This is a genomic window from Pseudomonas sp. B6001 (genome assembly GCF_013386015.1).
GTDB lineage: Bacteria > Pseudomonadota > Gammaproteobacteria > Pseudomonadales > Pseudomonadaceae > Aquipseudomonas.
On sequence record NZ_JACAOX010000002.1, the window covers coordinates 43209 to 54660 of the forward strand.

General features: G+C 60.0%; 10 protein-coding genes. 7 read left to right on the plus strand and 3 right to left on the minus strand.

Translation table 11 applies throughout. The annotated features are described in order from the left end of the window. The first annotated feature begins 28 nt into the window (after positions 1 to 28). The 3 genes from HX821_RS02525 to HX821_RS02535 all read left to right on the plus strand — a co-directional run bounded on the left by HX821_RS02525 (position 29) and on the right by HX821_RS02535 (position 4158). Positions 29 to 1300 carry a YeaH/YhbH family protein gene (locus HX821_RS02525; RefSeq protein ID WP_003211000.1) on the plus strand — a complete coding sequence of 424 codons (1272 nt, stop codon included), beginning with the start codon at positions 29 to 31 and terminating at the stop codon, positions 1298 to 1300. Further along, complete coding sequence (locus HX821_RS02530) at positions 1297 to 2859, plus strand: SpoVR family protein (protein ID WP_177035236.1); 1563 nt, start codon at positions 1297 to 1299, stop codon at positions 2857 to 2859. The genes HX821_RS02525 and HX821_RS02530 overlap by 4 nt, the downstream gene beginning before the upstream one ends. A gap of 63 nt (positions 2860 to 2922) precedes the next feature. Continuing rightward, entirely contained in the window at positions 2923 to 4158 is a 1236-nt protein-coding gene (locus HX821_RS02535; protein ID WP_177035237.1) for a multifunctional CCA addition/repair protein, read from the plus strand. Here HX821_RS02535 and folK read toward each other — a convergent pair. Next, positions 4128 to 4646, minus strand: a complete 519-nt coding sequence (folK, locus tag HX821_RS02540) for a 2-amino-4-hydroxy-6-hydroxymethyldihydropteridine diphosphokinase (protein WP_177035238.1) — start codon at positions 4644 to 4646, stop codon at positions 4128 to 4130. The genes HX821_RS02535 and folK overlap by 31 nt on opposite strands. Next, positions 4637 to 4990 carry a dihydroneopterin aldolase gene (gene folB / locus HX821_RS02545; RefSeq protein WP_003211007.1) on the minus strand — a complete coding sequence of 118 codons (354 nt, stop codon included), beginning with the start codon at positions 4988 to 4990 and terminating at the stop codon, positions 4637 to 4639. The genes folK and folB overlap by 10 nt, the downstream gene beginning before the upstream one ends. 74 nt (positions 4991 to 5064) lie before the next feature. On the opposite strand from folB, the gene plsY reads away from it, so the two are divergent. After that, positions 5065 to 5634, plus strand: a complete 570-nt coding sequence (gene plsY / locus HX821_RS02550) for a glycerol-3-phosphate 1-O-acyltransferase PlsY (protein ID WP_003211009.1) — start codon at positions 5065 to 5067, stop codon at positions 5632 to 5634. Positions 5635 to 5667: 33 nt separating this feature from the next. On the opposite strand, the gene tsaD is transcribed toward plsY, so the two are convergent. Then, positions 5668 to 6693 (minus strand): tRNA (adenosine(37)-N6)-threonylcarbamoyltransferase complex transferase subunit TsaD, encoded by a 1026-nt coding sequence (gene tsaD / locus HX821_RS02555; RefSeq protein ID WP_177035239.1) that lies wholly within the window; start codon positions 6691 to 6693, stop codon positions 5668 to 5670. Positions 6694 to 6896: 203 nt separating this feature from the next. Here tsaD and rpsU point away from each other — a divergent pair, with 203 nt between their 5' ends. The 3 genes from rpsU to rpoD all read left to right on the plus strand — a co-directional run bounded on the left by rpsU (position 6897) and on the right by rpoD (position 11437). Further along, positions 6897 to 7112 carry a 30S ribosomal protein S21 gene (rpsU, locus tag HX821_RS02560; RefSeq protein WP_002551877.1) on the plus strand — a complete coding sequence of 72 codons (216 nt, stop codon included), beginning with the start codon at positions 6897 to 6899 and terminating at the stop codon, positions 7110 to 7112. Positions 7113 to 7557: 445 nt separating this feature from the next. After that, the gene (gene dnaG / locus HX821_RS02565) at positions 7558 to 9519 is read left to right on the plus strand and encodes a DNA primase (protein WP_177022284.1); all 1962 of its coding nucleotides are present in this window, start codon (positions 7558 to 7560) and stop codon (positions 9517 to 9519) included. A 67-nt stretch (positions 9520 to 9586) separates the two neighbouring features. Continuing rightward, the gene (gene rpoD / locus HX821_RS02570; protein WP_003211014.1) at positions 9587 to 11437 is read left to right on the plus strand and encodes an RNA polymerase sigma factor RpoD; all 1851 of its coding nucleotides are present in this window, start codon (positions 9587 to 9589) and stop codon (positions 11435 to 11437) included. Positions 11438 to 11452: the final 15 nt, after the last annotated feature.

Below are 11452 nucleotides of genomic sequence, written 5' to 3' on the forward strand. Positions count from 1 at the left end.
AACTTGAAGCTGCCCGGAGGGCTCCTGCATGAGCTATGTGATCGACCGACGTCTCAATGGCAAGAACAAGAGCACGGTAAACCGCCAGCGGTTCCTGCGGCGTTACCGTGACCACATCAAAAAGGCCGTCGAAGAGGCCGTCAGCCGCCGTTCCATCACCGATATGGAGCATGGCGAACAGATCAGCATCCCCGGACGCGACATCGATGAACCGGTGCTGCACCACGGCCGGGGCGGCAAACAGACCGTCGTGCATCCCGGCAACAAGGAATTCACCAGCGGCGAACATATCCAGCGGCCCCAGGGCGGCGCGGGCGGCAAAGGCCCGGGCAAGGCCGGTAACTCCGGCGAAGGCATGGATGAGTTCGTGTTCCAGATCACCCAGGAAGAGTTCCTGGAGTTCATGTTCGAAGACCTGGAACTGCCCAACCTGGTCAAACGCAACCTGACCGGTACCGACACCTTCAAGACCGTGCGTGCCGGGATCAGCAATGAAGGCAACCCGTCACGGATCAACATCATCCGTACCCTGCGCTCGGCCCATGCGCGACGTATCGCCTTGTCTGGCAGCAGCCGGGCAAAACTGCGGGATGCCAAGGCGGAACTGGAACGCCTGAAACGCGAAGAGCCGGACAACTTCGGCGATATCCAGGAAATTGAAGCCGAAATCGCCAAACTCAGCGCGCGAATCCATCGCGTGCCGTTTCTCGACACCTTCGACCTGAAGTACAACCTGCTGGTCAAGCAACCCAATCCCAGTTCCAAAGCGGTGATGTTCTGCCTGATGGACGTGTCCGGCTCCATGACCCAGGCGACCAAGGACATCGCCAAGCGCTTCTTCATCCTGCTGTACCTGTTTCTCAAGCGTAACTACGACAAGATCGATGTGGTGTTCATCCGCCATCACACCAGCGCCAGGGAAGTCGACGAGGAGGAATTCTTCTACTCGCGGGAAACCGGCGGCACCATCGTCTCCAGCGCCTTGAAGCTGATGCAGGAAATCATGGCCGAACGCTATCCGGCCAACGAGTGGAACATCTACGCCGCCCAGGCTTCCGACGGCGACAACTGGAACGACGACTCGCCGATCTGCCGCGACATCCTGATCAACCAGATCATGCCGTTCGTGCAGTACTACACCTACGTCGAAATCACCCCGCGCGAGCATCAGGCCCTGTGGTTCGAATACGAGCGCATCAGCGAAGCCTTCGCTGACACCTTCGCCCAGCAACAATTGGTCTCGGCCGGCGATATCTATCCGGTCTTCCGTGAACTCTTCCAGCGCAGGTTAGTGACATGACCGCCAAAGAGCATAAGCGCCAACCCATATCCACGGGGTCCGAATGGACCTTCGAACTCATCCAGGCCTATGACCGGGAAATCAGCCGCATCGCGGCGGGTTATGCCCTGGATACCTACCCCAACCAGATCGAAGTGATCACCGCCGAACAGATGATGGATGCCTATGCGTCCGTGGGCATGCCCCTGGGCTATCACCACTGGTCCTACGGCAAACACTTCCTCAGCACTGAAAAGTCCTACACCCGCGGCCAGATGGGCCTGGCCTACGAAATCGTCATCAACTCCGACCCGTGCATCGCCTACCTGATGGAAGAAAACACCATCTGCATGCAGGCGCTGGTGGTGGCCCACGCGTGCTACGGGCATAACAGCTTCTTCAAGGGTAACTACCTGTTCCGCACCTGGACCGATGCCAGCTCGATCATCGATTACCTGGTATTCGCCAAGCAGTACATCATGCAGTGCGAGGAGCGCCACGGCATCGACGCAGTGGAAGACCTGCTGGACTCCTGCCATGCCCTGATGAACTACGGCGTCGACCGCTACAAACGCCCGTATCCGATTTCCGCCGAAGAAGAACGGCTGCGCCAGAAGGACCGTGAAGAGCATCTGCAAAAACAGATCAACGACCTGTGGCGCACCATTCCCAAACGCGCCGGCAAGAATAACGACAAGGACAATGCGCGCTTCCCCGCCGAACCTCAGGAAAACATCCTGTATTTCATCGAAAAGCACGCGCCATTGCTGGAGCCCTGGCAGCGGGAAATCGTGCGGATCGTGCGCAAGATCGCCCAGTATTTCTACCCACAACGCCAGACCCAGGTGATGAACGAAGGCTGGGCCACGTTCTGGCACTACACCCTGATGAACGACCTGTATGACGAAGGCCTGGTCACCGACGGTTTCATGATGGAGTTCCTGACGTCCCACACCAGCGTGGTCTTCCAGCCGGGCTTCGACAGCCCCTACTACAGCGGTATCAACCCGTATGCATTGGGCTTTGCGATGTACCGCGATATCCGGCGCATGTGCGAGCACCCCACCGATGAAGACCGCCGCTGGTTCCCGGAGATTGCCGGCAGCGATTGGTTGTCGACCATCAAGTTCGCCATGAGCAGCTTCAAGGATGAGAGCTTCATCCTGCAGTACCTGTCCCCCCAGGTGATTCGAGACCTCAAGCTGTTCAGCATCATGGACGACGACCTCAAGGACGACCTGCTGGTGCCGGCGATCCACGATGAGCCGGGTTACCGCACCATCCGCGAAACCCTCGCGGCGCAGTACAACCTGGGCAACCGCGAACCCAATGTGCAGATCTACAGCATCGACGTACGCGGCGATCGCTCGTTGACCCTGCGCCACCAGCAGCACGACCGCAAACCGCTGGGAGAGTCCACTGAGGAGGTTCTCAAGCACCTGCACCGGCTGTGGGGGTTCGATATCCACCTGGAAACGCTGCAAGGCGACCAGGTGATGAAAACCCACCATGTTCCGCCCCGCAACGAACACGGCGATAACGATTACGGCCGCCTGGACCTGGCAGTCGTGCATCTGTGAAACGGCAAAGCCTCCATTGGCGGGCCGCAGGCGTTATCCTGTGCCGCTAATGGAGGCTTTTTCATGCAAATCTACAAAGTCGGTGGTGCGGTACGTGATCGCCTGCTGGGCATCCCCGTTACCGATATCGACCGTGTCGTAGTCGGCGCTACCACTGAAGAAATGCTCGCCCTGGGCTACAAGCCTGTGGGTTCGGACTTCCCGGTATTTCTTGACCCGAAAAATGGTGACGAGTACGCCCTCGCCCGCACGGAGCGCAAGAGCGGCCGGGGTTATGGCGGCTTTGTGTTTCACGCCAGCCCCGAAGTTACCCTGGAAGAAGACCTGATCCGCCGCGACCTGACCATCAACGCCATGGCCGAGGATGACGCGGGCAACCTGACCGACCCTTATCACGGCCAGCAGGATCTTGACGCACGCATTCTGCGTCACGTTTCCCCGGCGTTTGCCGAAGATCCACTGCGAGTCCTGCGCGTTGCCCGCTTTGCCGCACGCTATGCCGGCTTCGGCTTTACGGTAGCGCCCGAAACCCTGGAACTGATGTGCGAACTCAGCGCGTCGGGCGAACTGGAAGCCTTGACGCCCGAACGCAGCTGGAAGGAGATTTCCCGCGCATTGATGGAAAACCAGCCACAGGTGTTTATCCAGGTGCTGCGCGATTGCGGCGCGCTGAAAACCCTGATGCCGGAAATCGACGCACTGTTTGGCGTGCCGCAACCCGAGGCCCATCACCCCGAAATCGATACCGGCGTGCACACATTGAGCGTGCTGGAACAGGCAGCCATCCATGCCCAACCGTTGACCGTCCGCTGGGCGTGCCTGCTGCACGATCTGGGCAAGGGGCTCACGCCTGTGGATAAGTTGCCGCAGCACATCGCTCATGAGCAACGCGGCGTGAAGCTGATCAAGGCGATGAACGAACGCTTCAAGGTGCCAAGGGATTGCCAGGAGTTGGCGTTGCTGGTGGGCGAATATCACACCCACGGCCACCGCGCACTGGAGCTGAGGCCCTCGACATTGCTGGAGTTGCTGCAAAGCTTCGACGTTTACCGTCGCCCGCAACGCTTTGAAGAGTTTGTGGTGGCATGCGAGATGGACGCCCGCGGGCGCAAGGGCCTTGAGCAGAGAAGTTATCCACAAGCCGATTATTTGCGCGGTGCGGCGCTGGCGGCCAGAGGTGTGGCCGTCGCACCGCTACTGGAACAAGGCTACAAAGGTCCCGAACTGGGCGAAGCGCTGAAACGCGAACGGCTCAAGGCGCTAAAAGCCTACAAGAGCGAGTCCGGCGTCAACAGCTGATCCCGCCATTCGAACGCGACCGGCGCCAGTACCTGGTCAATGTGTGCATCCTGCCACAGCGCGGCAAATGACTTGCCCACCTCAGGATGCACACGCTGCGGCGCCATCAACGACAGCGGCCACAGCACAAACGCGTTCTTCAGGATTTCGGCCCGGGGCAGGATCAGGCCATCGAAGTTACCCACCAGCTCGCCATACAGCAGCACGTCGATGTCCAGCGGCAAGCCCTTGCGATCCGGGGCGTAGCGGCCATTGTCGGCCTCGATGAATTTCAGCCGGCGGTCCAGCTCCATCAACGGCAGGTCGGTATACGCCGACACCACCAGATTGAAGAATGGCCCGCTCTTTATGCCCACAGGCTGGCTTTCAAACACCGGCGAACAGCGCATCTGCGTCAGGAAACCCGCCAGCGCATCAAGGCCAGCGTGCAAATGGGCCTCACGCTCGATGTTACTGCCAAGACCAAGGTAAACCTGAGTTAGCGACATCCGCGCTCGATCTCCACGCCCACACCCTTGGCGGCCGGTACGGCGCCGGGCTTGGTCAGTTTGAGGTGCAGCCAGGGAATCTGGAACTCACTCATCAACACTTCAGCCAGGCGCTCGGCGAAGGTTTCCACCAGCTGGAACTGCGCCTGCTCGGCAAAGGCCTGGATCCGCGCGGACACGCTCGCGTAATCCAGCGCCAGGGTCAGGTCATCACCGGCAGCGGCCGGGCGGTTATCCCAGGCGAAGCTCAGGTCCAGACGCAGGCATTGCCGGATACCGCGCTCCCAGTCGTAGGCCCCGATCACGGTGTCGACTTCCAGGCCTTCGATAAACACTCTGTCCAAGCACTCTTCTCCGCTGCACGACAAGGGCGCGATGCCCCGTTAGAATCAGGGCGTCCTCGCCCGGAATAGTTAGCATGTTTTGGTTACTGGCGACTCTCGCCTACCTGCTCGGCTCGCTGTCCTTCGCCATTTTGCTCAGCCGCCTGACGGGAAATCCCGACCCGCGAATGAGTGGCTCAGGCAATGCCGGCGCCACCAATATGTTGCGCCTGGCCGGCAAGAAACTCGCCGTACTCACGCTGTTCGGCGACGTCTGCAAGGGCCTGCTGCCGGTGCTGATCGCCGATCTCGCCGGACTCTCGCTGCAACAGCAAGCCTGGATCGGCGTCTGCGCGGTGCTCGGCCACCTGTTCCCGCTGTACTTTCGCTTTCGCGGCGGCAAAGGCGTTGCGACGGCGGCCGGCATGCTGCTGGGGATCTACCCACCGGCGGCGCTGCTGGCCATCCTGGCCTGGCTGCTGACGTTCTACCTGACACGCACCAGCTCGCTGGCCGCCCTCATCGCCACGCCCCTGACCCTGCCGTTGCTGGCGTGGCAGGAACCGGAGGCGCTGGTGCCGATGAGCGTGCTCACGCTGCTGATCGTCTGGCGCCACCGGGGCAATTTACGCGACCTGTTTGCCGGGCGCGAACGGCATTTTTAAATACGCCCGGTGAACCCGGCTCACGTTCGCCCGTTACAGCGGCGGCAACTGCTCCATCGGCCAGCGCGCCTGCACGCTGATTGCCAGGCTTTCATGCTGCCCGGCCTGCAAACGCTGGCAACCGGCATAGGCGATCATCGCACCGTTGTCGGTGCAGAATTCGGGACGCGCATAAAACACGTCGCCCTTCATGTCGCCGAGCATTTTCTCCAGGGAGCTGCGCAGCGCCTTGTTCGCGCTGACGCCGCCCGCGATCACCAGGCGCTTCATGCCCGCCTGCTTCAGGGCCCGCTTGCACTTGATGGTCAAAGTCTCCACCACGGCCTGCTGGAACGCCAGCGAGATGTCGCAACGGGCTTGCTCACTGTCGTCTCCGGCGCTGACGCTCTGCTGCCAGGTGTTCAGGGCAGAGGTTTTCAGGCCGCTGAAACTGAACATCAGGCCAGGGCGATCGCACATCGGGCGCGGGAAGGTGTAGCGCCCTGCCACGCCTTTTTCCGCCAGCCGCGCAATTTCCGGACCGCCGGGATAATTGAGGCCCATCATCTTCGCGGTCTTGTCGAACGCTTCACCGGCAGCGTCGTCCAGGCTTTCCCCCAGAAGCGTGTATTGACCGATTCCGTCGACCTGAACCAGCTGCGTATGGCCACCTGAAACCAACAAAGCGACGAACGGGAACGCTGGCGGGTTTTCTTCCAGCATCGGTGCCAGTAAATGGCCTTCCATGTGGTGCACACCAAGGGCCGGAATGCCCCAGGCAAATGCCAGCGCCTGGGCGCAAGAGGCCCCAACCAGCAGGGCTCCGACCAATCCGGGGCCTGCGGTATAGGCAATGGCGTCGATCTCGGTCGGCACGCAGCCGGCCTCGTCCAGCACCTGGCGAATCAATGGCAGCATGCGTTTCACATGATCACGGCTGGCCAGCTCCGGCACCACGCCGCCATAGGCGCGATGCAGGTCGATCTGACTGAACAGTGCGTCGGCCAAAAGCCCGCGTTCACTGTCGTAAAGTGCGACACCGGTTTCGTCGCACGAGGTTTCTAATCCCAGAACTAGCATGGGTTTGCGCCTTGTAGAGGCTGAATTCGAAGGCGCGCATAATAGTCGCCACTCCCCCTCCCGACTAGCGGTTTTCGATCAGAGGCTTTGCATTCCGGGCAATGAGGGGTTAACATCCGCAACCCTTAAAAACCGACGACCTCAGCCGCGAATTTTTTGCGACGAGAACGTTGATTCCCGGTAATGAAAGAAGGTAGCTCTGGATGCCAGCCGTCAAAGTAAAAGAGAACGAACCCTTCGACGTAGCTCTGCGTCGTTTCAAGCGCTCCTGCGAAAAAGCCGGTGTTCTGGCTGAAGTTCGTAGCCGCGAATTTTACGAGAAGCCAACTTCTGAGCGTAAGCGTAAAGCAGCAGCCGCTGTTAAGCGTCACGCCAAGAAAGTTCAGCGCGAGCAGCGCCGCGCCGTTCGTCTGTACTAATACACAGACGTTCGTAGCAAGCTTCTGCCAAGCCCGGCCCTCAGCCGGGCTGTTGGCATTTGCGGATATCGCTTGATGCTTCACCGTTGACGCCGCACACGCGACTGAAACGAACTGCTTCACACGTCAGGACTGGCTCTTTTGCCAGCGGTGCACGTCTCTTCTGACGAGCCTAACAAGGCTACTGACGAGCACACTTATTTTTTAACAGGCGATCAACAGGTCGGCTGCGCCCACCGATGAGCTTCCGAGGCCCCCACATGGCCAAGACCGGACTCCCGGGCAACATTTCTACGCCGGGCACTGATCGGAACTAACGTCAGTGAATGTTCGGCAGATACACTTCCTGACAGACCAAGCAGACGACAGTAGATCGAGCCGCACAACACGCGCGCCTTGAGCACTTTGCGGGCCCTCTTTTACACGCAGTGATGACGAGAACGCCATGGCCGGGCTAATTCCCCAGAGCTTTATTGACGACCTTCTGAACCGCACCGACATCGTCGATGTTGTCAGCTCGCGCCTGCAGATGAAAAAGGCCGGCAAGAACTACACCGCCTGCTGCCCGTTCCACAAGGAAAAGACTCCGTCGTTCAGCGTCAGCCCCGACAAGCAGTTCTACTACTGCTTCGGCTGCGGCGCTGGCGGCAACGCCCTCGGCTTCATCATGGACCACGACAACCTGGACTTCCCCCAGGCCGTCGAGGAACTGGCGAAAGCCGCCGGCATGGAAATCCCCCGCGAAGAAAGTGGCCGCCCGCACAAACCGCGGCAACCCACCGATTCGCCGCTGTACCCGCTGCTTACCGCTGCTGCCGACTTTTACCGCCAGGCACTGAAAAGCCACCCGCAGCGCAAAGCCGCCGTCGATTACCTCAAGGGCCGCGGCCTGACCGGTGAAATCGCCCGCGACTTCGGCCTCGGCTTCGCCCCGCCGGGCTGGGACAACCTGTACAAGCACCTGAGCAGCGACACCCTGCAGCAAAAAGCCATGATCGACGCCGGCCTGTTGGTGGAAAACGCCGAGACCGGCAAGCGTTATGACCGTTTCCGCGACCGCGTGATGTTCCCGATCCGCGACAGCCGCGGCCGCATCATCGCGTTCGGCGGCCGGGTGCTGGGGGACGACAAGCCCAAATACCTGAACTCACCGGAAACCCCGGTGTTTCATAAAGGCCAGGAACTCTACGGCCTGTTTGAGGCGCGCAAGAACAACCGCAACCTCGACGAAATCATCGTGGTTGAAGGCTATATGGACGTGATTGCCCTGGCCCAGCAAGGTTTGCGCAACGCCGTGGCGACCCTGGGCACCGCGACCAGCGAAGAGCACTTGAAGCGCCTGTTTCGCGTAGTGCCCAACGTACTGTTCTGCTTCGACGGCGACCAGGCCGGCCGCAACGCAGCGTGGCGTGCCCTTGAGTCGACCCTGTCGAGCCTGCAGGACGGGCGGCGCGCACGCTTCCTGTTCCTGCCCGAAGGTGAAGACCCGGACACCCTGGTCCGCTCCGAAGGCACCGACGCGTTCCGCGCGCGCATCAACCAACACGCACAACCGCTGGCCGATTACTTTTTCCAGCAACTGACCGAAGAGTCCGACCCGCGCTCCCTCGAAGGCAAGGCCCACATGGTCACCCTCGCGGCCCCGCTGATCGACAAGGTTCCGGGCGCCAACCTGCGCACCCTGATGCGCCAGCGCCTGCTGGAAATCACCGGCTTGAGTGGCGAGGCCGTCAGCCAGCTGGCCCGCAGCGCGCCGCAAGAGGCGCCGCCGGCCTACGACCCGGGCATGGATTACGACGCCATGCCGGACTACTCCGACTTCCACCAACCGCAGGAGGCCTACACGCCCCAGCAGGAGTGGACACCGAAGAAACCCGGCACCGGCGGCAAGAAATGGGACAAGAAACCCTGGGACAAAAACGGCAAACGTGGCGGTGACCGTGACGAACCGCGCGGCCCACGCGTCCCAGCAGCAGTAGAGCCGCCCACCATGGCAGCCCTGCGTACACTTTTGCACCACCCGCAACTGGCACAAAAAGTCGAGGATGCGGGGCACTTTGCGGCCGAAGACCACACCAATACGCAACTGTTGGTGGCCCTGCTCGAAGCCGTACAGAAGAATCCTAAGCTAAACTCATTCCAGCTGATTGCACGCTGGCACGGCACCGAACAGGGCCGTTTGCTGAAGGCATTGGCAGAAAAGGAATGGCTGATTGATGGCGATAACCTTGAACAACAGTTTTTCGACACCATTACTAGCTTGGTAGCTCGTCAACGCGAGCGAAACCTGGAACAACTTCTTCGAAAAGCGCGTCAGAGTGAATTGACCGCCGAAGAGAAAAATCAACTGCGCGACCTTTTAAGTCGCAATGTTTCCGCATCAAACCCGACCTCAGCTGGCGTGTGAGGTCATAGCTCGGGTATAATCCTCGGCTTGTTTTTTGCCCGCCAAGACCTTCAGTGGATAGGGTGTTATGTCCGGAAAAGCGCAACAGCAGTCTCGTATCAAAGAGTTGATCACCCTTGGTCGTGAGCAGAAGTATCTGACTTACGCAGAGGTCAACGACCACCTGCCTGAGGATATTTCAGATCCAGAGCAGGTGGAAGACATCATCCGCATGATTAATGACATGGGGATCCCCGTACACGAGAGTGCTCCGGATGCGGACGCCCTTATGTTGGCCGACGCCGATACCGACGAGGCAGCCGCTGAAGAAGCAGCCGCCGCGTTGGCAGCGGTCGAGACCGACATCGGTCGCACGACTGACCCTGTGCGCATGTATATGCGCGAAATGGGTACGGTAGAGCTGCTGACACGTGAAGGCGAAATCGAAATCGCCAAGCGTATCGAAGAGGGCATCCGTGAAGTGATGGGCGCAATCGCGCACTTCCCAGGCACGGTTGACCACATTCTCTCCGAGTACACTCGCGTCACCACCGAAGGTGGCCGCCTGTCCGACGTCCTGAGCGGTTATATCGACCCGGACGACGGCATTGCGCCACCTGCGGCTGAAATTCCGCCACCGATCGATGCCAAGGCTGCGAAAGCAGACGACGACACCGACGACGACGAAGCTGAAGCCAGCACCGATGACGAAGAAGAAGTCGAAAGCGGTCCGGATCCGATCATCGCAGCCCAGCGCTTTGGCGCGGTCTCCGATCAGATGGAACTGGCTCGCAAGGCCCTGAAGAAGCACGGTCGCGGCAGCAAGCAGGCAACTGCTGAATTGCTGGCCCTGGCTGAACTCTTCATGCCGATCAAACTGGTACCGAAGCAATTCGAAGGCCTGGTTGAGCGGGTTCGTAGCGCCCTTGAGCGTCTGCGTGCACAAGAGCGTGCGATCATGCAGCTCTGTGTCCGTGATGCGCGCATGCCGCGTGCCGACTTCCTGCGCCAGTTCCCGGGCAACGAAGTCGACGAAAGCTGGACCGACGCACTGGCCAAAGGCAAAAGCAAATACGCTGAAGCCATTGGTCGCTTCCAGGCCGACATCGTTCGTTGCCAGCAGAAGCTGACTGCATTGCAGACTGAAACCGGTCTGACGATTGCCGAGATCAAGGACATCAACCGTCGCATGTCGATCGGTGAGGCCAAGGCCCGCCGCGCGAAGAAAGAGATGGTTGAAGCGAACTTGCGTCTGGTGATCTCCATCGCCAAGAAGTACACCAACCGTGGCCTGCAATTCCTCGATCTGATCCAGGAAGGCAACATCGGCTTGATGAAAGCGGTGGACAAGTTCGAATACCGTCGCGGCTACAAGTTCTCGACTTATGCCACCTGGTGGATCCGTCAGGCGATCACTCGCTCGATCGCCGACCAGGCCCGCACCATCCGTATTCCGGTGCACATGATCGAGACGATCAACAAGCTCAACCGTATTTCCCGGCAGATGTTGCAGGAAATGGGTCGCGAACCGACCCCGGAAGAGTTGGGCGAACGCATGGAAATGCCTGAGGATAAAATCCGCAAGGTATTGAAGATCGCTAAAGAGCCGATCTCCATGGAAACCCCGATCGGTGATGACGAAGACTCCCATCTGGGTGACTTCATCGAAGACTCGACCATGCAGTCGCCAATCGATGTTGCTACCGTTGAGAGCCTGAAAGAAGCGACTCGCGACGTACTGTCCGGCCTCACTGCCCGTGAAGCCAAGGTACTGCGCATGCGCTTCGGCATCGACATGAATACCGACCACACCCTTGAGGAGGTTGGTAAGCAGTTCGACGTTACCCGTGAGCGGATTCGTCAGATCGAAGCCAAGGCGTTGCGCAAGCTGCGCCACCCGACGAGAAGCGAGCATTTGCGCTCCTTCCTCGACGAGTGATCACAAAAACCCCGG